Genomic DNA, 22771 nt, shown 5'->3' with positions numbered 1-22771 from the left:
ACGCTCCGGGCATGGAGCCCGAAGCCCTGGTGCGCGACCACACGATCTACGCCTGTGTCATGGGGTCCCGGGCGTTCGGCCTGGCCACGGACGCGAGCGACACCGACCGGCGGGGCGTGTTCCTCGCCCCCACTCCCCTGTTCTGGCGGTTCGAGAAGCCGCCGGCGCATGTGGAGGGGCCGGGCGAGGAGGAGTTCTCCTGGGAGCTGGAGCGGTTCTGCGAGCTGGCGCTGCGCGGCAATCCGAACATCCTGGAATGCCTGCACTCGCCGCTGGTGGAGCACATGGACGACACCGGCCGGGAGCTGCTGTCCCTGCGCGACGCCTTCCTCTCCCGGAAGGTCTACGACACCTTCACCGGCTACGCCGTCGGCCAGCGCCGCAAGCTGGACGCCGACGTACGCAGGACCGGCGCCCCGCGCTGGAAGCACGCCATGCATCTGCTGCGCCTGCTGATGACCGCCCGCGATCTGCTGCGCACCGGCGAGCTACGGATCGACGTCGGCGACCGGCGCGAGTGGCTGCTGGCGGTGAAGCGGGGCGAGGTCGCCTGGGCGGAGATCGAGTCCCGCATGGCCCGGCTGGCGGCACAGGCGGAGCAGGCCCTGCACCGCACCCCGCTGCCGGCGGAGCCGGACCACGCGCGCGTGGCGGGTTTTCTGTTCCGGGTGCGCCGGGACTCAGCCGTGCAGCCGCACACGGACCACGAAGTCGTGCAGGGCGTCGTACGCGGTGGGCGCGTCGGGGAGGGCTGAGGCGGCCTGGGCCTCGTCGAGCAAGGCGTGCAGCCGCTCCACATCGGCCTCCACGCGCGCGTGGGCGACCTCGGCGGTGCCGTGCTCCCGCTCCGCCTTGGCGGCTATCAGCTCGGGCAGATAGCCGGGGGCGTCGATCTCGTCCAGCAGCGTGGGCAGATGGGCCTGGACCTCGGCGCTGCGCATGAGGTGGATGCCGGTGAGCAGCACCCGGAACGTGTAGAGCAGCGGCTTGAGTTCGCCGGTCTTCTCGAACAGCCGCCACTGGGTCACCGCGAACCCGCGGTAGTGGTGGGCGTGGTGGCCGGTAAGGACACCGGGCGCCAGCGCGGCCAGCTCCCGGTGCGTGTCGCCGGTGTGCACGACCAGGGGCGACAGCAGCTGCTCCAGCACATAGCCGTTGCGCCGGAGCATCAGCCGTACGAACTTGCGCAGGTCGTGGGTGACGAGGTCCAGCTCGACACCGAACCGCACCCAGGCCCGCGAGCGGGTCTCCTCCGGCTCGCGCAGGCCGACGAGGGCGGCGGCGGGGAGCAGATGGACGCCGCGAAGGTCCACGTCGGAGTCCTGCGAGGGGAAGCCGTAGAGGTGGGCTCCGGAGACGGTCGCGAACAGCAGCGGGTCGGGCTGTTCGGCGACCACGGGCGCGAGGTCGAGGTCTTCGATCATGGACCTAAGCGTCCCAGAGCGCTCCGAGCGCCGACAGGTCCCCTCGGTACTCGATCCGCCCGGCCCAGTCGGCGGGCCAGGCGTCCGCGCCCAGCCAGGCTCCCGCGAAGGCGCCGGTGAGGCAGGCGATGGAGTCGGAGTCGCCGGAGGAGCAGGCGGCCCGGCGCAGGGCGGTGACGGGCTCGTCGGGGAAGAGCAGGAAGCACAGCAGCCCGGTGGCGAGGGCCTCCTCGGCGATCCAGCCGGCCCCGGTGGCCAGGCACGGGTCGGTCTCCGGGGAGGCGGTCCGCACGGCCTCCTGGAGCCGGTCGAGGACCGCGAGGCACTCGTCCCAGCCGCGCGCGATGAAGTGTTCGGCGCTGGGGTCCTGGGCGCGGGTCCACAGGTCGCCGAGCCAGGTGTGGTCGTAGTGCGTGCGGTGGTCGAGCGCGTACGAGCGCAGCTGTCCGACGAGCCCCGCCGGATCCGTCCCCCGGGCGAGCAGGTGGACGGCGTGGGCGGTGAGGTCGGAGGCGGCGAGCGCGGTGGGGTGGCCGTGGGTGAGCGCGGCCTGCAACTGGGCGGCGCCGGAGCGCTGGGCGTCGCTCAGGCCGGGGGCGAGCCCGACCGGGGCGACGCGCATGTTGGCCCCGCAGCCCTTGGAGCCGGTCTGGCTGGCGTCCTGCCACGGCCGCCGCTCCTCGACGAGCAGGTTGCACGCGGTCAGGCAGGTGTTGCCCGGGGCCCGGTTGTTCTCGGGCGAGTGGAACCAGTCCACGAACTCCTCGCGCAGCGGCCGCTCCAGCCGCTTGGGCGCGAGGTAGCCGCGTTCCGTGGCCGTGCGCAGGGCCCGCCCGACGGCGAGGGTCATCTGGGTGTCGTCGGAGACGAAGGCCCGCTTCGGCAGCTCCATCTCCCGCCAGGGCCCGCACTTGGCGAGGATCGAGGGCACGTCGTTGAATTCGGTCGGGAAGCCGAGGGCGTCCCCGAGAGCGAGGCCGATCAGCGCCCCGGTGGCCGCGCGCTTGGACATAGAAACACCATCCCCCTTTATCGTCACGTTGACAGTAAAGGGGGATGGTGATCAGGCGCAAGCGATCAGAGTTCGACTTCCTTCATCAGCATGCCGACCTCGGTGTTGGACAGCCGGCGCAGCCAGCCCGACTTCTGGTCGCCCAGGGTGATCGGACCGAAGGCGGTGCGCACCAGCTTCTCGACCGGGAAGCCGGCCTCGGCCAGCATGCGGCGGACGATGTGCTTGCGGCCCTCGTGGAGGGTCACCTCGACCAGATAGTTCTTGCCGGTCTGCTCGACGACCCGGAAGTGGTCCGCGCGCGCGTACCCGTCCTCCAGCTGGATGCCGTCCTTGAGCTTCTTGCCCAGGTCGCGCGGGATCGGGCCGACGATCGCGGCGAGGTAGGTCTTCTTCACGCCGTACTTCGGGTGCGTGAGGCGGTGCGCCAGCTCGCCGTGGTTGGTGAGCAGGATGACACCCTCGGTCTCGGTGTCCAGCCGGCCGACGTGGAAGAGCCGCGTCTCACGGTTGGTGACGTAGTCACCGAGGCACTGGCGCCCCTCCGGGTCCTCCATGGTGGAGACGACACCGGCGGGCTTGTTCAGCGAGAAGAACTGGTACGACTGCGTCGCGACCGTCAGGCCGTCGACCTTGACCTCGTCCTTCTCCGGGTCGACGCGGCGGCCCTGCTCGGTGACGATCTCGCCGTTCACCTCGACCCTGGCCTGCTCGATCAGCTCCTCGCAGGCCCGCCGGGAGCCGTAGCCCGCGCGCGCGAGGACCTTCTGCAGCCGCTCGCCCTCCTGCTCGGCGCCCGGGAAGGTCTTGGGCAGCTTGATGTCCTTCTTGCCGGCGTAGCGCTCGCGGTTGCGCTCCTCGACGCGTGTCTCGTACTCGCGCGAACGCGCCGGAGCCGTACGGCCACGCCCGCCGCCCTGCTGGGACTGCTTGGGGCCGCCCTTGGCGCCGCCCCGCGCGGAGCCGCCGCGCCCGGACTTGGGGCCGTCCTGGGAGGCGCCGGGGCCCACGTCGTAGCGGCGCTCCTCGGGGCGGGGCTTGCGGGGACGGCCCTGCCCCTGCCGCTCGTCCCGGTTGTTGCCGGCGCCGCGGTAGTTCCCGCGTCCGCCACTCTTGCCGCTGCCGCTGCTTCGCATCAAAGTTCCGTCTTAGTCGTCTGCGTCCTCTACGCCGGGCGCGTCGGGCGCGTCCGGGTCGAACGACGGGACTCCTTCCTGGGTCTCGGCCTCGATCGCCTCCGCCTCCGGGAGGAAGGGCGCGAGCTCCGGAAGCTCGTCCAGGCCGCGCAGGCCCATCCGCTCCAGGAAGTAGTTCGTCGTCCTGTACAGGATCGCACCTGTTTCGGGTTCCGTGCCCGCCTCCTCGACCAGACCGCGCTGGAGCAGGGTGCGCATCACACCGTCGCAGTTGACCCCGCGTACGGCGGAGACGCGGCTGCGGCTGACCGGCTGGCGGTAGGCGACCACCGCGAGGGTCTCCAGCGCGGCCTGGGTGAGCCGGGCGGTCTGGCCGTCCAGGACGAGCCGTTCGACGGCGGGCGCGTAGGCGGCGCGGGTGTAGTAGCGCCAGCCGCCCGCGACGAACCGCAACTCGAAGCCGCGGCCCTGTACGGCGTACTCGTCGGCCAGTTCCCGCAGCGCGTCCGCGACCTGCCGTCTGGGCCGCTCCAGCAGCTTCGCCAGATGCTCCTCGGTCGCGGGCTCGTCGACGACCATGAGCATGGCCTCCAGGGCGGGCTTGAGGTCGAGGTCGGCGACGGTCCGCAGCCCGGCCGGGACCTCGGCGGTCTCCTCGCTCATGCCTTCTTCTCCTTCTTGGGCTCCTCCGGCGGCCGGTCGAACTCGTCGGTGACCATCGGCGCCGCGTCCGTGTCCCCGCCGGTCCAGCGCACCAGCAGCTCTCCGAGCGCGGCCTCCTGCTCCAGGGCGACGGCCTTCTCGCGGTACAGCTCCAGCAGCGCGAGGAACCGGGCGACGACGGTGAGGGTGTCGTCGGTGTCCTCGACCAGCGCCCGGAAGCTGGCCTCGCCCAGCTCCTTCAGCCTGGCGACCACGATCCCGGCCTGCTCCTGCACGCTGACCAGCGGGGCGTGGATGTGGTCGATGTAGACCTGCGGTTTGGGCTTGGGCTGCATGGCCTTGACCGCGAGCCTGGCGAAGCCCTCGGGGCCGATGCTGATGACGACCTCGGGCAGCAGCTCTGCGTGCTGGGGTTCCAGGCCGACGGTACGGGGCCACCGGCGGGCCTCCTCGTCGAGCCGCCGGTTGAAGATGTCCGCGATCTGCTTGTACGCGCGGTACTGCAGCAGCCGCGCGAACAGCAGGTCCCGGGCCTCCAGCAGCGCCAGGTCGGCCTCGTCCTCGACCTCGGCGGCGGGCAGCAGCCGGGCGGCCTTCAGATCGAGCAGCGTGGCGGCCACGACGAGGAACTCGGTCGTCTGATCCAGGTCCCAGTCCGGCCCCATGGCCCGGATGTGCGCCATGAACTCGTCGGTGACCTTCGACAGGGCGACCTCGGTGACGTCCAGCTTGTGCTTGGAGATCAGCTGGAGGAGGAGGTCGAAGGGGCCCTCGAAGTTGGCGAGGCGGACCTTGAAGACGCCGTCGGAGGCGGACTCGCCCTCACCGGGCTCGGGCTCGGTCGGCCGCGCTCGCGCCCCGCGCCGACCGGACTCCGCTCCGGCCGGCGGCCCCGGCTCGATGCTCCCCGCGGGCTCGCTCTGCGCCGCAGGCTCGGCGCCGGGCTCCGCCACGGACATACGCCCGGAGTCGTCTCCCGCCTCCGGCCGCGGCTCGGCGCCAGGCTCCGGCGTCTCCGGCGGCGCCGACAGCGGCGCGGGGTCGGGCACGTCGGCAGCCAGGCGTTCTTGAGGCGGTGTCGCCGCGTGTTCCGTGACCGGCTCGGCGTCCGGGACGAGTTCGGCCCGCGGCACCCCCGGCCCCCGACCCAGCGCACGTCGGCGTCCGGCAGCGGGGCCGGAGGCGGGCGCGGAGGCGGGAACGTCGGACGAGGTCATGGCCCCCGCAGGCTACCGCTACCGCCCTCGCAGCCGTCGTACGAGGATGCTCGCGTCCCCGCGGGACTCCAGGTCGGCGAGGACCACGGCCACCGCTTCGCGGACGATGCGCCCGCGGTCCACCGCCAGCCCGTGCTCACCCCGGAGCACCAGGCGGGCGTGCTCCAGGTCCATCAGTTCCTCGGCGGAGACGTACACGGTGATCTTCTCGTCGTGCCGCTCGCGCCCGCTGGGCCGACGGGCCGCCGCCCGCCCCTTCTTGCGCGGCTGAGCGGCCGCGGCGGAGCCGTCCTGTGCCGCCTGCCGACGCGCCGGGCGGGTGCGGGACTCGCCGGCCCCGTCCTGCTCGGCCTCCGCGGCGACATGCTCCGCGCCCTCGCCGTCGCCGCCCTGGACGGGCACCGACTGCGGTGCGTCCTCGGCGGCGGCCACGTCGTCGCTCTCCCCCGCGGGAGACGGCACCCGGGCCTCACCGTTGGCCCCGCGGCGGGGAGTCGACGGCTGCAGCGCCGTCCCCCCTGTCGTACGGAAGAGTTCGTCGGCCCCGGGCAGACTCACTCGGCGTGACACCGGGCGAGCACCTCCCTGGCGAGCTGGCGATAGGCGGCGGCACCGACGGAGTTGGAGGCGTAGGTGGTGATGGGCTCACCGGCGACCGTGGTCTCCGGGAAGCGGACCGTGCGGCCGATGACCGTGTGGTAGACGTGGTCGTCGAACGCCTCGACGACACGGGCCAGGACCTCGCGGCTGTGGACCGTGCGCGAGTCGTACATCGTGGCGAGGATGCCGTCCAGCTCCAGCTCGGGGTTGAGCCGCTCCTGGACCTTCTCGATGGTCTCGGTCAGCAGCGCCACACCGCGCAGCGCGAAGAACTCGCACTCCAGCGGCACGATCACCTTGTGCGCGGCCGTGAGGGCGTTGACGGTGAGCAGGCCGAGCGAGGGCTGGCAGTCGATGACGATGTAGTCGTAGTCGTCCATCAGCGGCTTCAGGGCGCGCTGGAGGGTCGACTCGCGGGCGACCTCGGAGACCAGCTGGACCTCGGCGGCCGACAGGTCGATGTTGGAGGGCAGCAGGTCCATGTTGGGGACCGCCGTCTTCAGCAGGACCTCGTCCGCCGACATGCCCCGCTCCATGAGCAGGTTGTAGACGGTCAGGTCCAGCTCCATCGGGTTGACGCCGAGGCCCACCGACAGCGCGCCCTGCGGGTCGAAGTCCACGAGCAGCACGCGCCGGCCGTACTCCGCGAGCGCGGCACCCAGGTTGATGGTCGACGTCGTCTTGCCGACGCCGCCCTTCTGGTTGCACATCGCGATGATCTTCGCGGGGCCGTGGTCGGTCAGCGGGCCGGGGATCGGGAAGTACGGCAGCGGGCGTCCGGTCGGGCCGATGCGCTCGCGGCGCTGGCGGGCCGCGTCGGGCGCGAGCGTGGCCGCGTACTCCGGATCGGGCTCGTACTCGGCGTCGGGGTCGTAGAAGTGCCCCTCGGGCAGTTCGTCGTAGTCGGCGAAGTGGTTGTGGGGCGCGCCACTTCCGTCGCCGGCCATGGCGTTCACGTGATGGCCATCCATGCTCTGGTGTGCTGTCCGGGCGGTCTGCGGACCCGGACTCTGGTGGGCTGCGAAGGTGCGCACAGCTACGGAGCCGACAGCCTCGAATCCCGCGGAGCCCTGGCCCCGTACAGGCATTCCTGGTTGACCACCCCCGGGAGAAAATGTCGACTCATTCACAAGTCGTCTTACCTCCTTGGTGACCAGGAAACTTCTAGACAAGGTCAGCGTGGCACCATGCCGACGGTTGGCGACTCTATGGCGTGTCGGCGGTTCGCAGCAACACAATCCGCCGGACCCGGCACGATGTGTCGGCAATGAAACATCTCGCTGTCAAGGGCGTACGGCCGTCGCACAGCAGGTTTCACCGGTGTGCGAATCGGTCGAAGGGTTACGTTCGAGGCGAGTTGACCGAGAGCCGCAAAGTGACCATACACACATCCGGCCGGACCTTGTCGGGCAAGGTCCGGCCGGGTGCGCGCAGTTGACGAGCCGTGTTGACGAATCGCCTTGTGGATCAGCCGAGCAGGGACTCCAGCTCGACGTGCTCCAGGCCGTGGGCCTCGGCGACCTCCTTGTAAACGACCTTGCCGTCATGGGTGTTGAGACCCTTGGCGAGCGCGGCGTCGCGGCGCAGCGCCTCGACCCAGCCGTTGTTGGCCAGGGAGACGATGTACGGCAGCGTCGCGTTGGTGAGGGCGTTGGTGGAGGTGTTGGGCACCGCGCCCGGCATGTTGGCGACGCAGTAGAAGACCGAGTTGTGCACCGTGAAGGTCGGCTCGGCGTGCGTGGTGGGGCGGGAGTCCTCGAAGCACCCGCCCTGGTCGATCGCGATGTCGACAAGGACACTTCCGGGCTTCATGCGGGCCACCAGCTCGTTGGTGACGAGCTTCGGGGCCTTGGCGCCCGGGATGAGGACGGCACCGATGACGAGGTCGGCCTCCAGGACGGCCTTCTCCAGCTCGAAGGAGTTGGACATGATCGCCTTGACCTTCGTACCGAAGATCTTGTCGGCCTCGCGCAGCTTGTTGATGTCGCGGTCGAGCAGGGTGACGTCGAAGCCCATGCCGACGGCGACCTGGGTGGCGTTCCAGCCGGAGACACCGCCACCGATGACGACGGCCTTGGCCGGGGTCACGCCCGGGACACCGCCCGGCAGGACGCCACGGCCGCCGGCCGCGCGCATCAGGTGGTAGGCGCCGACCTGCGGGGCCAGCCGGCCCGCGACCTCGGACATCGGAGCGAGCAGCGGCAGGGCGCGGTTCGGCAGCTCGACGGTCTCGTAGGCGATGGCCGTGGTACCGGACTCGATGAGCGCGTCCGTGCACTCCTTGGAGGCGGCCAGGTGCAGGTAGGTGAAGAGGATCTGGTCCTTGCGCAGGCGGTGGTACTCCTCCGCGATGGGCTCCTTGACCTTCAGCAGCAGGTCGGCGGCGGCCCAGACCTCGTCGGCGGTGTCCAGGATCCCGGCACCGGCGGCCACGTACTCGTCGTCCGTGATCGAGGAGCCGAGGCCGGCGCCGCGCTCGATGACGACCCGGTGGCCGTTGCGCACCAGCTCGTGCACACCGGCGGGGGTGATGGCCACCCGGAACTCGTTGTTCTTGACCTCGCGGGGGATGCCGACCTTCACGTCGATCACGGTCCTTGGCTCAGAGGGTATGGGGGGTGCATTACAAGACATACCCGGGCATGCAGGGCACACCGGGAGACACCGCAGGAGAACGTGCGGCAGAGCCAGTTTAATGAAGGCGTTCCGCGTGTCTAGCCTTTCATTGCATCAATCTTCACTGGATGTACTACGGATTTCGCAGGCGTTCCTGTCTTGTTCCGCCCTTGTGTCGCCCTCCGGGGCCTCCTCACCCAGCATGCGCTCGGCCGCCGTGCGGTGCAGTCGAGCGGTGGTGGAGTCACCGAGGTGCTCCAGGGTGTCGGCAAGCCGGAGGTGCAGCGCGGCCTGCAGCCGGACGTCCTCCGCGCGCCGCGCCCACTCCACCGCCTCCTGGCAGGTGCGCAGCGACTCCTCGAACCGTCCGGCGTACTCCTGCACCCGGGCCAGCTCGCTCAACGCCCGCGCGTGGGCGGCGACATCACCGCCCTTGCGGTAGCCGGCGACGGCCGCCCGCCAGTTCCTCAGTGCCTCGCCGTAGCGGCCCGCGTAGGTGTGGGCGGTGGCGATCCGGCCGTACAGCCGGGCGGCCTGCTCGCGCTCGCCCCGGGCCAGCCGGTCGGCCAGGGCCCGGCCGAACCAGTCGGCGGCCCGGTCGTGGTCCCCCAGCTCCTGGTACGCGCCGCCTACGGATTCCATCGCGCGGCCGGTCGCGTACGGGTCGTTCGCCTCGCGTCCGGCGTCCAGCGCCGCGCGATACCGGGCCAGTGCGTCCCGGGTGCGGCCGGTCTGGGCGTCCACGTCGCCCAGGTTCAGCAGGGCGGCGGCCTTCTCGCGGGGCAGCCCGCGCCGCTCGGCGACATCGAGGACGAGGTTGTGCACGCCGTACAGGTCGGCCGCGGCCGCCTGGGTGCCCTCGTGCGCCACCAGGGCCCTGACCAGCTGGGACATCAGCCGGCGGGCGAGCGTGTCCAGCTCGCCGTCGGCCACCGCGAGCCGCGCGGACGCCAGCAGGGCGGGCCGGCGGATGCGCAGCCAGTCGGCGGCCGCCCGGGGGCTGGGGAAGCGCACCTCGCGGGGCATGGCGTTCAGCTTCTCGCGGGCCTGCGGACTGTCGGTCTCGGTGATCGCCCGGCAGGCCTGCAGCAGCCGTACCGTCCGCTCCAGCATCCGGGCCCGCGCCAGCTGGCGCTCCGCGGGCCGCTCCTGGCTCTCGGCGAGGGCGCGCACCAGCGGGTGCAGGCAGCCGGGGATCTCGTACTGGGGCAGCGGGGAGTCCACCGCGTGCAGCAGGCCGAGGGCGACGAGGTCGTCCAGGATCGTGCGGGCCGAGCCGACCGAGCAGCCCGCGAGGGCCGAGGCGGTGTGCGGGTCGGCCGGCCCGGCCGGGGCGAGCGCGAGCAGCCGCAGGATCCGGGCGGCCGTGGCGGGCAGCTCGTCGTACATCTGCCGGAAGACCCGGGCGAGCGGGGTGCCGTCCGTGCCGTCGTCGGTGGCCGCGTGCAGCCGTTTGGCGAGGTCGGAGACGGCGGCCTGGGGGCGGGCGGCGAGCCAGCCGCCGGCCAGGACCAGCGCGGCCGGATGGCCCTGGCAGGCCTCGGCGAGGCTCTCGGCGGAGCGCGGGTCGACGGTGATGCGGACCGAGCCGGTGTAGCGGGTGAGCAGCTCCACCGCGGACTTGGTGTCGAGGCCGCCGACGGTGCAGGGGCGCACGTCCGCGATGCCGGTGAGCGGGCCCGTGGAGACGGCCACCACCAGGCAGTCCGGGGTGTCCGGCAGCAGCGCGTCGACCTGCTCGGCGCGGGCCGCGTCGTCGAGCAGCAGCAGGGCGCGCCGGTCGGCGAGGGCGGTGCGCAGCGCGTCGGTCAGGTCGTCCTCGCCGGCGCCGGCCGGGGCGGGCAGGTCCAGCGCGGCGAGCAGCTCGCGGGCGGTGCGCTCGACCGGTACGGGGGTGCCGTCGGGCTCGGCGAGCCGGGCGCGCAGCACCCCGTCGGGGTAGCGGCCGGCGACCTGGCGTACGAGTTCCCCGGCGAGCGTGGTCCGGCCGGAGCCGGGGCGGCCCGCGATCAGCAGCACGCGCGCGCGGGGTGCCTTGCGGCCGGCGATCGTGTCCAGGCCCGCGCGCTCGATGTCGGCGCGGAGCTCCTTCAACTCCCTTGCACGGCCCAGGAAATGGTCTTTCACGGCCTCGCGCCCGGACAGCCCCGCGCCGTCTGTGTCCACCGCCTGATCCGTCACGGGCCACACTCCCGTCCCACCGCACGCGCAAGCCCGCCGGGTCTTCCGGTACGGGCGCTGAAGAGCCTAGTTCACGCTCTGCGACGTTCCGTGACGAGCGCGGCGGACAGATCCCCTGATCGGATCAGGCGATCGTCACACCACTGGGACGTACGGGTGAGCTCAGGACGCGAAGGGGCGCGCGGGCCACGGCGCGTCGGCCGGGCGCAGCGCGTCGAGACCGTCCCCGGTCCGGGCCGCCACCAGCGAGAGCACGCCGACGACCAGGCAGTTGTTGTGCACGTCGCCGGCCAGGACGCGGCGCACCAGCTCGTCGACCGGCACGCGCGCGTACTCCATGTCGGTCTCCTCGTGCTCGGCCTCGAACCGCTCGCCCTCGGCCTCCGCCAGATCGCGGGCGAGGAAGATCCGTACGGCCTCGTCGCAGCCGCCGGGGGTGGTGTACACGTCGGTCAGCACCCGCCAGTCCTCGGCCTTGACGTGCGCCTCCTCGTACAGCTCGCGCTGGGCCGCGTGCAGCGGGTTCTCGCCGGGGACGTCGAGCAGGCCGGCCGGGATCTCCCACAGCTTCTGCCGGACGGGGTGGCGGTACTGGTTGATCAGCAGGACCCGGTCCTCCTCGTCCAGCGCGAGGACGGCGACCGAGCCGGGGTGGACCTGGTAGTCGCGGCGGACCACCGAGCCGTCAGGCATGACCACGTCATCGGTGCGCACGGAGGTCTTGTTGCCCACGAAGGGGGTGTCCGTGCCCCGGATCTCCCACTCCTCCGGGGTGTCCTTGATCGTCATGCCCTTTCCTTCCCCATGTGCACGAACGGCCGGGGCGCGATCGTTGTGAACACGCGCGCCCCGGCCACCGTACAGCTCCTGTGTTACTTCGCGATCTTCCGCTCGACCGCGGCCTTCACCAGCCCGGCGAAGAGCGGGTGCGGGCGGGTCGGGCGGGAGCGCAGCTCCGGGTGCGCCTGGGTGGCGACCAGGTAGGGGTGGACGTCACGCGGGTACTCCACGTACTCCACGAGCTTGCCGTCGGGCGAGGTGCCGGAGAAGAGGATGCCGGCCTTCTTCTCCAGTTCCGCGCGGTAGGCGTTGTTGACCTCGTAGCGGTGGCGGTGGCGCTCCTCGATGTACTCCTTGCCGTCGTACACCTCGCGCACGATCGAGTCCTCGGCGAGCTTGGCCGGGTACATGCCCAGACGCATGGTGCCGCCCATGTCGCCCTCGCCGGCGACGATGTCCATCTGCTCGGCCATGGTGGAGATGACCGGGTGGGCGGTGGCCGGGTCGAACTCGGTGGAGTTGGCGTCCGGGATGCCGGCGAGGTTGCGGGCGGCCTCGATCACGATGCACTGCAGGCCCAGGCACAGGCCGAGCAGCGGGACCTTGTTCTCGCGGGCGTAGCGGATCGCGCCGACCTTGCCGAGCACACCGCGGTCGCCGAAGCCGCCGGGGATGCAGATGCCGTCGACGTCCGCGAGCTGGGCCTTGGCGCCGGCCGGGGTCTTGCAGTCGTCGGAGGTGACCCACTTGATCTTCACGCGGGCCCGGTTGGCGAAGCCGCCGGCGCGCAGCGCCTCGGTGACCGACAGGTAGGCGTCGGGCAGGTCGATGTACTTGCCGACCAGCGCGAGGGTGATCTCGTGGTCGGGGTTGTGGACGCGGTCCAGCAGGTCGTCCCAGGTCGTCCAGTCCACGTCACGGAACGGCAGGTCCAGCTTGCGGACGACATAGGCGTCCAGGCCCTCGGCGTGCACGACCTTCGGGATGTCGTAGATCGAGCGGGCGTCGGGGCAGGCGACGACGGCGGCCTCGTCCACGTCGCACATCAGGGAGATCTTGCGCTTGATGGCGGTGGGGACCTCGCGGTCGCAGCGCAGCACGATCGCGTCGGGCTGGATACCGATGTTGCGCAGCGCGGCGACGGAGTGCTGGGTCGGCTTGGTCTTCAGCTCGCCGGAGGGGCCGATGTACGGCAGCAGGGAGATGTGGACGACGAAGACGTTGTCCCGGCCGACCTCGTGGCGGACCTGGCGGACGGTCTCCAGGAACGGCAGCGACTCGATGTCGCCGACGGTACCGCCGACCTCGGTGATGACGACATCCACCTCGTCGGTGGCCATGCGCCGGATGCGGTGCTTGATCTCGTTGGTGATGTGCGGGATGACCTGCACGGTGTCACCCAGGTACTCGCCGCGCCGCTCCTTGGCGATCACCGTGGAGTACACCTGACCTGTAGTGACATTGGCGGTGCCGTCCAAGTCACGGTCGAGGAAGCGCTCGTAGTGTCCGATGTCGAGGTCGGTCTCGGCGCCGTCGTTGGTGACGAAGACCTCACCATGCTGGAAGGGGTTCATCGTGCCCGGATCGACGTTCAGATACGGATCCAGCTTCTGCATCACGACGCGCAGGCCACGGGCCTTGAGCAGCATGCCCAGGCTGGAGGCGGTGAGGCCCTTGCCGAGCGAGGAGGCGACACCCCCGGTGACGAAGATGTGCTTGGTCGTCGTAGATTTCGGCGGCATGGCCAAGAGGGGGCTCCCGTGGTCGCTGGCTGTCGTGCTGTGCGGCTGCCGGCCCGAAAGCTTCGGGGGTGCCGTCGCTGCGGTTCGGGGGCTCCCTTCGTTCTCCTCTGGGGCCCACCGGTCCACGGGCTACCAGGGTATCAGCGCGTGGACGAGATGGCTTACGGCCACGCTCCGCACCGGCGCGGACACCGTACGGTTCGCCACGCGCGTCACGATGGCCCTGTTCGCCACACGTGTCACCACAGATTCGCGCCGGTCACATGGTCATCACCCGGTGATCACTCGTTCGGCCCACACGGGTTGCCGGGAGCGGCACGCAGATCATCGGGGTGCGTCGTATCCTGCTCGGACATTCGCTGCCGAGCCCGGCCGGAACGACGGCACACCCCCGCCGGTGACACCCGGAACAACGAGAGCGCGGCAGTTCGTTGAGCATGGACTGTCGTTTTGCCTCAGGGCTCGGCGGACTGCTTTGCTTCACCGCTCAACGACGCACAACATCGACCCCTTGACCGCATCAGCGACAGCCCCCTGCGCGGGGGTGTGACGTGGCCGTTCGACTGGAGTTGCACGTGGCCGGGCGCATCGAAGACTACGCACTCATCGGAGACATGCAGACCGCCGCACTGGTCTGCCGGGACGGCACGGTGGACTGGCTGTGCCTGCCCCGCTTCGACTCGCATGCCGTCTTCGCCGGCCTGCTGGGCACCGAGGAGCACGGCTTCTGGCGGCTCGGCCCGGCGCACGCGGCCGACGCCAAGCCGCCGACGGCCTCCCGGCGCGGCTACCGCGGCGACTCGCTGATCCTGGAGTCGGAGTGGGACACCCCGCGCGGCACGGTCCGGGTGACCGACTTCATGCCCCCGCGTGACGGCGCGCCGCAGCTGATCCGGATCGTCGAGGGTGTCACCGGCCGGGTCCCGATGCGCTCCGCGTTGCGGATGCGGTTCTCCTACGGCCGGGTGGTGCCCTGGGTGCACAAGCACGAGGGCCGTACGGTGGCCGTCGCCGGACCGGACTCGGTGTGGTTCGACACGGACACCGAGACCTACGGAAAGTCGCTGACGACGTACTCCGACTTCACGGTCGCCCCGGGTGACCGGATCGCGTTCACCATCTCGTGGCAGCCCTCGCACAAGGAGCCCCCGCCGCTGCCGGAGCCGGAGGCCTCGCTGGAGGCGACGGAGGAGTTCTGGCACGAATGGGTGGAGCACTGTACGTACCACGGGCCGTACCGCGAAGCGGTGATCCGCTCGCTGATCACCCTGAAGGCGCTGACGTACGCCCCCACCGGCGGCATCGTCGCCGCGCCGACGACCTCCCTGCCGGAGGACATCGGCGGCGTCCGTAACTGGGACTACCGCTACACCTGGCTGCGCGACGCCGCGATCACCCTGTCGTCGCTGCTGCGCACCGGCTACCGCGAGGAAGCCCGCGCCTGGCGCGAATGGCTGCTGCGCGCGGTCGCCGGCGACCCGGAGAACCTGCAGATCATGTACGGCATCGCCGGTGAGCGCGAGCTGGGCGAGGCCGAGCTGGACTGGCTGCCGGGCTACGAGAACTCGGCCCCGGTCCGGGTCGGCAACGGCGCCGCGCACCAGCTCCAGCTGGACGTGTACGGCGAGGTCACCGAGGCCCTGCACCTGGGTCACATGACGGGCCTGGCCCGCAGCGACTACGCCTCGCTGCTCCAGCTGAAGCTGATCCGCTACCTGGAGGACCACTGGCAGGAGCCGGACGAGGGCATCTGGGAGGTGCGCGGCCCGCGCCGGCACTTCGTGCACTCCAAGGTGATGGCCTGGGTCGCCGTCGACCGCACGATCAAGCTGATCGAGTCCGGGGACGCGGACGGCCCGCTGGAGCGCTGGAAGGAGCTGCGCGACGACATCCACCGGGACGTGTGCGAGAAGGGCTACGACAAGGAGCGCAACACCTTCACCCAGTCCTACGGCTCCCAGGAGCTGGACGCCTCGCTGCTGCTGATCCCGCAGATGGGTTTCCTGCCGCCGGACGACAAGCGGGTGATCGGCACGATCGAGGCGATCCAGCGCGAGCTGTCCACCGCGGACGGGTTCATCCTGCGGTACCCCACGGAGGGCGACAACGAGGGCGTCGACGGCCTGCCGGGCGACGAGGGCGCCTTCCTGGCCTGCTCGTTCTGGATGGCGGACGACCTGGCGATGATCGGCCGCGTGGACGAGGCGCGCAAGCTCTTCGAGAAGCTCCTCGACCTGCGCAACGACCTCGGCCTGCTCGCCGAGGAGTGGGACCCGCGCCTGCAGCGCCAGGTCGGCAACTTCCCGCAGGCGTTCAGCCACGTGCCGCTGATCGACACGGCACTGCGGCTGACGGCTTCGGGGGCGTACGGCGGCTGAGCGATCCGCCTAGGCTGAACAGCAGCACCCTGCTCGGAAGGGGGCTGTCATGGCTTCCCGTTCCACAGCCCACAGGGCCCTCGCCGCGCTCCGTGCGGATCTGGCCGGCGAGGTGTTCGCCCCGGGCGACCCGGGCTACGACGAGGCCCGGGCCGTCGTCAACGCGAGGATCGACCGGCGTCCGGCCGTGATCGCGCAGTGCGCGGACGCGGCCGACGTGGTCCAGGCGGTACGCTTCGCCCGCGACCTGGACCTGCACATCGCGGTCCGCGGCGGCGGGCACGGTCTGGCGGGCACCCTGGTCGACGGCGCGCTGGTGGTGGATCTGCGCAGGATGCGCGCGGTCGTCGTCGACCCGGCGGCCGAGGCGGTCCGGGTCGAGGGCGGGGCCACGATGAGCGACCTGGACCGGACGCTGCGGCCCTACGGCCTCGCGGCCACCGGATGCCACGCCCCGGGTGCGGGAGTCGCCGGCTCTGTCCTCGGCGGCGGCACCGGCCGGCTGGACCGCGTCTTCGGGCTCGCCGTCGACGACCTCATCGGTGTGGAGCTGGTGACCGCCGACGCCGAACGGGTGCACGCGAACGACGACGAGAACCCGGAGCTGTTCTGGGCGCTGCACGGCGCGGGCGGCAACTTCGGTGTGGCGACGGCGCTCACCCTGGAGGTGCACGAACTGCCCGAGTTCTCGGTCGCGCTGCCGCTGTACCCGCCGGAGTCCGGCCCGGACGTGGTCCGCACCTTCCGCGAGCTGATCCGCACCGGTCCGCAGGAGCTGGGCGGGGCCGTGCTGTACCTGGCCGGTCCGCCGGCGCGGTGCGGTGCCCTGCTGACGTACGCGGGCGGCGCGGGCGGCCTGCGTGAGCTCGCCGCGCCCCTGCTGGCGCTGCCGCACGAGACGGACCTGTGCGGTGCCCAGGCGCTGGAGCTGCCGTACCCGCCTGCCGGACTGCGCGGCGACGGGTCGGCGGAGTGCCTGGGCGGTCTGCCCGACGCGGCCGTGGACGTCCTCTGCGCCCGCGCGGCGGACATGCCGGTGCCGAGCGCGGGCCGGCTCACGCTCCTTCCGCTCGGCGGCGCGATCGCCACCGGCCCGCGCGCCTACCCGGTGCCGTACCGGGACGCACTGTGGACCGTGCACCCCTTCGCCTGCTGGGCGGACCCCGCCGACGACGAACCGAACCGGGCCTGGGTGCGGGACGTGTGCGCCGACGTACGCCCCTGGAGCACCGGGGACGTCTGCCTCACCCTCATCGGTGACGAGGGCCCCGAGCGGGTCCGGGCGGGCCTCGGCGCCGGGAACACGCTGCGCCTGGAGAAGGTCAAGCGGGCGTACGACCCCGACAACGTCTTCCGGTTCAACCACACCGTCAAGCCGGTGTGACCCGGAGCTGTCCTGAGAACGTTCCCGCAGGTAGCGTCCGCTGCATGGACAGCCGTACGGACCACCGACTCGACACCCAGGGCGCCGGGATCACCGTGCAGCGGGCCCTTGAGCTGCCCGGACTGCGCAGCGGACTGCCGGAGATCCTGGCGGGTGCCGACCGGCTGGGGCGGACCGTGCGCTGGGTGCACGCGGGCGAGGTGCCGAACATCGCCTCGCTGCTCAAGGGCGGCGAACTGCTGCTCACCACGGGCTACGGCCTCGGCACCCGCCCGGCCGAGCAGCGGGCGTTCGTGCGCACGCTCGCCGAGCGCGGGATCGCCGCCCTGGTGGTGGAGCTGGGCCCGCGCTTCACCCGGCTGCCCGCGGCCCTCGTGGACACCGCCCGCGCTGCCGGGCTGCCGCTGGTCCAGCTGCACCGCGAAGTGCCGTTCGTGACGGTGACCGAGGAGATCCACACCGAGATCGTCAACGGCCACTACGCGCTTCTCCAGCGTGCCGAGGAGGTGCACCGCCGCTGCACCGAGGCCCTGCTGGGAGGTGGCGGGGTGCCGCAGGTACTGGGCATTCTGGCGGACTTCAGCGGCAACCCGGTGTTCCTGGAGACCGCCGACGCCCGGCTGCTGTACGCCGCCGGGGAAGGGCCCGAGGGCGCGGATCCGCTCCAGGTGTGGGAGGGGCTGCGCGGCCCGCACAAGGAGGCGCCGCCGCCCGCCGGTTCGGTGCTCGTGGACGTGCCCGGCGGCGGCCTGGGTACGGCGGGCTCGGTGCGCGCCCGGCTCGTGCTGCTGCCGGTGCGCTCACCGCTGGCGCCGGTGCACCGGATCGCCGCCGAGCGGGCCGCGGGCATCCTGGCCGTGGTGCTGATGCAGGCCCGGCAGGAGGAGGAGCTCGCGGCGCGCGGACGCGGTGACTTCCTCACCGATCTCGCCGAGGGCCGCATCTCGGCGCAGGACGCCCCGGCGCAGGCCCGGGTGCTCGGCTTCAAGCCCGGCGACAGCCCGCTGCTGCCGGTGGTGATGCGGATGGGTGACTCCCTTTCCCCGGGCGGGGGCTGGGCGGTGCTGGCGCGGGCGGTCTCGGAGGAGCTGGCCGCGGTGGGGGTGCCAGTGCTGCTGGGTGTGCGGCCGGTGGAGGGCCGGGTGCTGGTGCTGCTGGGGCTGCGCGCGGAGGCGGAGCGGGCGGCGGTCGCTGACCGGGTGGCGGCGGCGCTCCGGGCAGGGGTGGAGCGGGCCGGGATGCGCCGGCCGGGCTCGCCGCCGCCGGTCGTGGTGGTCGGCGTGGCGGGCGGCTGGGCGGCCGCGTCGGCGGGCCTGCGGCACGCGGCGGAGACGGCGACAGCGGCTCAGGGGCTCACGGACCGCCCCTGGTACGACGCCCGGCGCCTCGACATCGACCTCCTCCTGTGGCGGCTGCGCGACCACCCGGACCTCGCCGCGTTCGTGGACCGCGCGATCGGCCCGCTGCGCGACCACGACCGCCGCTCCAGGCCGCCGCTGCTGCCGACCCTGGAGACGTACCTGGCGCACGCAGGGCGCAAGGCGGAGACGGCCCGCGAGCTGCATCTGAACCGGCAGACCCTCTACAACCGCCTCGCCCGCATCGGCGAGTTGCTCGGCACCGACCTCGACGACCCGCAGACGGTCCTGGCGTTGAGCCTCGCGCTGCGCGCCCGCCGCCACGTGCCGTAGGGGGCCCGGTCAGGCCAGCGGCCGGGGCTGCGTCAACTCGTCGTAGACACTGAGCACTTGGGCGACCGTCTCGTCCTCGGTCGGCCAGCCGGCCGCCTGCCGCACCCCCGCCTCCCGCAGCTCCTGGCACCGCTCCGGGTCGGCGAGGAGGTGGACGACGGTGCCGGCGAGCGCCTCCGGGTCGCCGTACGGAACGAGTGCGGCCGCGTCGCCGACGAGGTCGGGGATGCCGCCGACCCGGGTCGCGACGAGCGGCACGCGCGCGTAGAGCGCCTCCTGGGCGAGGACGGAGCGCGACTCCCAACTGCTCGTCAGCAGCGCCAGATCGGCGGCGGCGAGCAGTTCGGGCACGTCCTCGCGGCGGCCGATGAGCCGCACCGGAAGCTCCTCGTCCTCGATCCGCCGCGCCAGCTGCGGGCGCAGCGGCCCCTCCCCCGCGATCACGACCTGCGGGACGGGATCCAGCTGCCGCCAGGCGCGGGCGGCGTCGAGCAGGACGTCGTAGCCGCGGTGCCGGTCGAGGGAGCCGACCGCGATGAGCAACGGGCGTCCGGTGGCACCGAGTTCGGCCCGGATCTTGGCGCGCAGCCGGTCGGGGTCGTCGCGGTCGGCGGGCGTGCGCGGTCCGGGCAGGCCGGCGGCGGCCAGCCGGGCGTCCCGCGCCCCCGTCCGCCGGGCCCGGTCCACCAGGTCGGAGCTGGTGCCGAGGACGACGGCCGCGGTGCGCACCACGCGCCGTTCCAGCAGCCGCAGCATGTGCGCCCGCGGGCCCTCCGCGCGGGCCCGGTCGTGCCAGGTGACCACCAGCGGGGTGCGCCGGCCGCTGAGCGCGAGCACCGACCGGAAGGAGGCGTGCAGCCCGTGCGCGTGCACCAGGTCGGCGCCCGCGCAGGCGGCCCGGAGCGCGGCCACCGAGACGGGGTCGCTGCTGCGCGGCACGTGCACGTGCTCGGCTCCGGCGCCGGTGAAGTCGTAGACGCGGTCGGCCTCGACGGGGGCGCACACCGTGACCCGCACGCCCCGCGCGACCAGCCCCTCGGCCAGGGAGCGCACGTGCGCGCTGCTGCCGGCGTTGCCTCCGCCCAGCACCTGCACGGTGCGCAACGGCGACTGGCCGTGCGGCGCGTTGCTGCTCAGGGGGCTCACGGGGCCGGGGCTCCTGGTTCGACGTGGGCGGTCACGAGGAAACGTACAGAAGGTAGCGGGCTCAGGGGGGTGGAAGGACGTACCCCGCACCCCTCCCGCACGGACCGGGTGCCCTCAAGCATGCCAGGCGGAACGGCCGTTACGGGAAATCCGGCGGGCGCACAGCGCGGTGGGCCGGGGGCAATACGCCGGAGCACGTCACCCACAAGGGTGAAGGAAACCCCGGCGCGGCCGAGCCCCGTGCGAGCGCATACGGGGAGGTCAGACGCTCACAGCGCCCGCGCCCAAGCGCTCACCCGGTCCCCGTGCACGGCTGCGGCCACGACCGCGACGGCGTGCGCGAGCAGCCCCGCGCGCCGGTTGCCCGCCACGACGGCCGCCCCCAGCGCGGCACCGAGGGCGTGCGCCCCCGTGTCCCCGATCATGGCGCGCTCGCCGAGGTCGTCGGGCAGCACGGCCGCAGCGCCGCCCATCGCGACGGCGGCCAGCTCACCGCCCGGACCCTCGCGCAGCAGCCCCGGCGCCCCGAGCGCCAGCACCGCGCCGAGCGCCCGCCCCGGCCGTACATCGACCAGGTTGACGAAGTGGGCGGTCCCCGCGATCACGATCCCGGCGAGCACCTTGTCCAGCGGCCGTTCCTTCAGCAGCGCGCCCGCGACGAGCCCGGCGGCCGATATCCCGAACAACTTGACGGCACCGCTGGTGACTTCGCCGTCCCGAAGGGCCTTCAGGTGCGCCCGGAACCCACGCCGATGGTCCCCCGCGACATCGTCGTACGCCCCGCACACCCCGGCGGCCAGCACGGCGAGCCCGGCCCCGGGATGCACCCGCGCGGCGGCGACGGCCGTACCCAGCGCCGAGGCGGGCCCGGCATACAGGTCGACCGTCCGCCCGGCGTAGTTCTTCCGCTCCCAACGCGCAGCTCTCCCGGGCAGGCCGGTGCGCAGGAACGCGAATCCGGCCCGGGTGAGCGCGGCGGACAGCAGGAAGGAGCGGGACTTTCGGGTGCCGGTCATCCCGCCACCCTAAATCCCGTCAGAGATCCGCCCGTGCCGTCGCCAGCAGTTCCTCGGCGTGGGCGCGGGCCGTCTCGGAGTCCTCCTGGCCGGCCAGCATGCGGGACAGTTCCCGGATCCGTTCCTCGCCCTCCAGGACCTTCACGCCGGACCGGGTGACGGACCCGTCGTTGGTCTTCTCGACCAGCAGCTGCCGGTCGGCGAACGCGGCGACCTGGGGCAGGTGGGTGACGACGACGACCTGCGCGGACTTGGCGAGCTTCGCCAGCCGCCGCCCGATCTCGACCGCGGCCTTGCCGCCGACACCGGCGTCGACCTCGTCGAAGAGGTACGTCGGCACCGGGTCGGTGCCCGCGAAGACGACCTCCACCGCCAGCATCACGCGGGACAGCTCACCACCGGAGGCGCCCTTGGCGATGGGCCGCGGCGGGGCACCCGGGTGCGGGGCGAGGAGCAGCTCGACCTCGTCCGCGCCCGACGGCCCGTAGGCGACCGGCCGGCCGCCGACCTCGACGCCGTCGGGGTCCTCGGTCTGCCGGATGTCGAAGGACACGCGCGCGTGGGGCATCGCCAGCGAGGCCAGCTCGGCGGTCACCGCGGCGGCGAAGCGCTGGGCCGCCTCCGTCCGCGCGTCCGTCAGCGCCTGTGCGAGACCGCCCAGTTCGGTACGGAGCGCGTCCCGCTCGGCGGCCAGCTCCCCGATCCGCTCGTCGTCGCCGTCCAGCTCGGTCAGCCGCGCGGCGCTCCGCTCGGCCCACGCCAGCACGGCGTCGATGTCGTCGCCGTACTTGCGCGTGAGGGCGTTGAGAGCCGCCCGGCGCTCCTCCACGGCCGCCAGCCGCAGCGGGTCGGCGTCGAGATCGTCGGCGTACCCCGCGAGCTCACCGGCGACGTCCCCGAGCAGGATCCCGATCTCCCCGATCCGGTCGGCCAGCGCGGCCAGCGCGGGATCGTGCGCGCGTACGGCCTCCAGGGCCCGGTGCGCGCCCGCGACGAGGGTCGAGGCGTCGATTCCCTCGGGGTCCTCGGGATTGCCCGCGAGAGCGGCGTGCGCGGCCGTCGCGGCGGACGACAGCGCCTCGGCGTGCCCCAGCCGCTCGGCCTCCTCGGCCAGCTCCACGTCCTCCCCGGCCCGCGGCTCGACGCCGGCGATCTCGTCGAGGCCGTAGCGCAGCATGTCGGCTTCCTGCGCCCGCTCACGCGCGCGCGTGGTGATCTCCTCCAGCTCGGCGGCAACGGCCCGCAGCCGCCGGTAGGCCTCGGCATACTTCGCCAGCGGTACGGCGACGGCGTCCCCCGCGTACCGGTCCAGCGCCTGCCGCTGCCGGGACAGCTTCAGCAGCCCCTGCTGATCGGTCTGCCCGTGCACGGCCACCAGCTCGTCGGCCAGCTCGGCGAGCAGCCCCACGGGCACGCTGCGCCCGCCGACGTGCGCCCGCGAGCGGCCCTCGGCGGAAACGGTACGGCTGATCAGCAGCGCCCCGTCGTCGAGCTCGGCGCCGGCCTCCTCGGCCCGTACGACGACCGGCGCGCCCGAGGGGACGGTGATCCGCCCCTCCACGACCGCCTTCCCGGCCCCGATCCGCACGAGCGCCGGATCCGCCCGACCGCCGAGCAGCAGCCCCAGGCTGGTGACCACCATGGTCTTGCCCGCACCCGTCTCACCGGTGACGGCGGTGAACCCGGGCGACAGCTCGACGACGGCGTCGTCGATGACCCCGAGCGACCGTATCCGCATCTCCTCCAACACGGAACAGACCATACGAGGTCCGGGGCGGGGAGTGC

18 protein-coding genes are annotated in these 22771 nt (G+C 72.6%); 4 read left to right on the top strand and 14 right to left on the bottom strand.

The window, feature by feature from the left end:
* Window positions 1–11 precede the first annotated feature (11 nt).
* On the top strand, window positions 12–755 hold the full coding sequence (locus O1G22_RS32800; protein WP_270084618.1) for a nucleotidyltransferase domain-containing protein: 744 nt from the start codon (window positions 12–14) through the stop codon (window positions 753–755).
* On the opposite strand, the gene O1G22_RS32795 is transcribed toward O1G22_RS32800, so the two are convergent.
* From O1G22_RS32795 to pyrG, 11 genes are all read right to left on the bottom strand, one after another.
* Window positions 681–1424 (bottom strand): nucleotidyltransferase domain-containing protein, encoded by a 744-nt coding sequence (locus tag O1G22_RS32795; protein ID WP_270084617.1) that lies wholly within the window; start codon window positions 1422–1424, stop codon window positions 681–683. The genes O1G22_RS32800 and O1G22_RS32795 overlap by 75 nt on opposite strands.
* Before the next feature lie 4 nt (window positions 1425–1428).
* Window positions 1429–2436 (bottom strand): ADP-ribosylglycohydrolase family protein, encoded by a 1008-nt coding sequence (locus O1G22_RS32790; RefSeq protein ID WP_270084616.1) that lies wholly within the window; start codon window positions 2434–2436, stop codon window positions 1429–1431.
* Between the two features lie 65 nt (window positions 2437–2501).
* Window positions 2502–3572: a pseudouridine synthase gene (locus O1G22_RS32785; protein WP_270084615.1), complete on the bottom strand. Its 1071-nt coding sequence runs from the start codon at window positions 3570–3572 to the stop codon at window positions 2502–2504.
* 12 nt (window positions 3573–3584) lie between these two features.
* Entirely contained in the window at window positions 3585–4235 is a 651-nt protein-coding gene (gene scpB, locus O1G22_RS32780; protein WP_270084614.1) for an SMC-Scp complex subunit ScpB, read from the bottom strand.
* Window positions 4232–5452, bottom strand: a complete 1221-nt coding sequence (locus tag O1G22_RS32775) for a segregation and condensation protein A (RefSeq protein ID WP_270084613.1) — start codon at window positions 5450–5452, stop codon at window positions 4232–4234. The genes scpB and O1G22_RS32775 overlap by 4 nt, the downstream gene beginning before the upstream one ends.
* 18 nt (window positions 5453–5470) lie before the next feature.
* The gene (locus tag O1G22_RS32770; RefSeq protein WP_225098416.1) at window positions 5471–6022 is read right to left on the bottom strand and encodes a hypothetical protein; all 552 of its coding nucleotides are present in this window, start codon (window positions 6020–6022) and stop codon (window positions 5471–5473) included.
* The gene (locus O1G22_RS32765; RefSeq protein WP_225098417.1) at window positions 6007–7140 is read right to left on the bottom strand and encodes a ParA family protein; all 1134 of its coding nucleotides are present in this window, start codon (window positions 7138–7140) and stop codon (window positions 6007–6009) included. Before O1G22_RS32765 ends, O1G22_RS32770 begins: the two co-directional genes overlap by 16 nt.
* Before the next feature lie 379 nt (window positions 7141–7519).
* Window positions 7520–8644, bottom strand: coding sequence for an alanine dehydrogenase (ald, locus tag O1G22_RS32760; RefSeq protein ID WP_270084612.1), 1125 nt, complete (start codon window positions 8642–8644; stop codon window positions 7520–7522).
* Between the two features lie 138 nt (window positions 8645–8782).
* Window positions 8783–10849 carry a tetratricopeptide repeat protein gene (locus O1G22_RS32755; protein WP_270084611.1) on the bottom strand — a complete coding sequence of 689 codons (2067 nt, stop codon included), beginning with the start codon at window positions 10847–10849 and terminating at the stop codon, window positions 8783–8785.
* A 162-nt stretch (window positions 10850–11011) separates the two neighbouring features.
* On the bottom strand, window positions 11012–11638 hold the full coding sequence (locus tag O1G22_RS32750; protein ID WP_270084610.1) for an NUDIX domain-containing protein: 627 nt from the start codon (window positions 11636–11638) through the stop codon (window positions 11012–11014).
* An 83-nt stretch (window positions 11639–11721) separates the two neighbouring features.
* Entirely contained in the window at window positions 11722–13371 is a 1650-nt protein-coding gene (pyrG, locus tag O1G22_RS32745) for a CTP synthase (RefSeq protein ID WP_270084609.1), read from the bottom strand.
* A 575-nt stretch (window positions 13372–13946) separates the two neighbouring features.
* Here pyrG and O1G22_RS32740 point away from each other — a divergent pair.
* Genes O1G22_RS32740 through O1G22_RS32730 form a run of 3 tightly spaced genes read left to right on the top strand, consistent with a single transcriptional unit; the run spans window position 13947 to window position 18824 of the window.
* The gene (locus O1G22_RS32740; RefSeq protein ID WP_225098450.1) at window positions 13947–15749 is read left to right on the top strand and encodes a glycoside hydrolase family 15 protein; all 1803 of its coding nucleotides are present in this window, start codon (window positions 13947–13949) and stop codon (window positions 15747–15749) included.
* A 49-nt stretch (window positions 15750–15798) separates the two neighbouring features.
* Window positions 15799–17133 (top strand): FAD-binding oxidoreductase, encoded by a 1335-nt coding sequence (locus tag O1G22_RS32735; protein WP_270084608.1) that lies wholly within the window; start codon window positions 15799–15801, stop codon window positions 17131–17133.
* Between the two features lie 44 nt (window positions 17134–17177).
* Window positions 17178–18824, top strand: coding sequence for a PucR family transcriptional regulator (locus O1G22_RS32730; protein WP_270084607.1), 1647 nt, complete (start codon window positions 17178–17180; stop codon window positions 18822–18824).
* A 9-nt stretch (window positions 18825–18833) separates the two neighbouring features.
* On the opposite strand, the gene O1G22_RS32725 is transcribed toward O1G22_RS32730, so the two are convergent.
* From O1G22_RS32725 to recN, 3 genes are all read right to left on the bottom strand, one after another.
* A complete protein-coding gene (locus O1G22_RS32725; protein WP_270084606.1) occupies window positions 18834–19970 on the bottom strand; it encodes a glycosyltransferase family 4 protein in 1137 nt (378 codons plus the stop codon).
* A gap of 269 nt (window positions 19971–20239) precedes the next feature.
* On the bottom strand, window positions 20240–20986 hold the full coding sequence (locus tag O1G22_RS32720; protein ID WP_270084605.1) for a hypothetical protein: 747 nt from the start codon (window positions 20984–20986) through the stop codon (window positions 20240–20242).
* 19 nt (window positions 20987–21005) lie between these two features.
* Window positions 21006–22748 (bottom strand): DNA repair protein RecN, encoded by a 1743-nt coding sequence (recN, locus tag O1G22_RS32715; protein WP_270084604.1) that lies wholly within the window; start codon window positions 22746–22748, stop codon window positions 21006–21008.
* Between the last annotated feature and the right edge of the window lie 23 nt (window positions 22749–22771).

Origin of the sequence: Streptomyces camelliae, assembly GCF_027625935.1 — a bacterium.
Lineage (GTDB): Bacteria > Actinomycetota > Actinomycetes > Streptomycetales > Streptomycetaceae > Streptomyces > Streptomyces camelliae.
The sequence above is the reverse complement of the archived record's forward strand: the minus strand, read 5'-3'. Positions and strand labels throughout refer to the sequence as shown.

Coding starts and splice junctions, on each gene's coding strand:
- O1G22_RS32800 (WP_270084618.1), top strand. CDS start 12: ATGGAGCCCGAAGCCCTGGTGCGCGACCACACGATCTACGCCTGTGTC.
- O1G22_RS32795 (WP_270084617.1), bottom strand. CDS start 1,424: ATGATCGAAGACCTCGACCTCGCGCCCGTGGTCGCCGAACAGCCCGAC.
- O1G22_RS32790 (WP_270084616.1), bottom strand. CDS start 2,436: ATGTCCAAGCGCGCGGCCACCGGGGCGCTGATCGGCCTCGCTCTCGGG.
- O1G22_RS32785 (WP_270084615.1), bottom strand. CDS start 3,572: ATGCGAAGCAGCGGCAGCGGCAAGAGTGGCGGACGCGGGAACTACCGC.
- scpB (WP_270084614.1), bottom strand. CDS start 4,235: ATGAGCGAGGAGACCGCCGAGGTCCCGGCCGGGCTGCGGACCGTCGCC.
- O1G22_RS32775 (WP_270084613.1), bottom strand. CDS start 5,452: ATGACCTCGTCCGACGTTCCCGCCTCCGCGCCCGCCTCCGGCCCCGCT.
- O1G22_RS32765 (WP_225098417.1), bottom strand. CDS start 7,140: ATGCCTGTACGGGGCCAGGGCTCCGCGGGATTCGAGGCTGTCGGCTCC.
- O1G22_RS32750 (WP_270084610.1), bottom strand. CDS start 11,638: ATGACGATCAAGGACACCCCGGAGGAGTGGGAGATCCGGGGCACGGAC.
- pyrG (WP_270084609.1), bottom strand. CDS start 13,371: ATGCCGCCGAAATCTACGACGACCAAGCACATCTTCGTCACCGGGGGT.
- O1G22_RS32735 (WP_270084608.1), top strand. CDS start 15,799: ATGGCTTCCCGTTCCACAGCCCACAGGGCCCTCGCCGCGCTCCGTGCG.
- O1G22_RS32730 (WP_270084607.1), top strand. CDS start 17,178: ATGGACAGCCGTACGGACCACCGACTCGACACCCAGGGCGCCGGGATC.
- O1G22_RS32720 (WP_270084605.1), bottom strand. CDS start 20,986: ATGACCGGCACCCGAAAGTCCCGCTCCTTCCTGCTGTCCGCCGCGCTC.
- recN (WP_270084604.1), bottom strand. CDS start 22,748: ATGGTCTGTTCCGTGTTGGAGGAGATGCGGATACGGTCGCTCGGGGTC.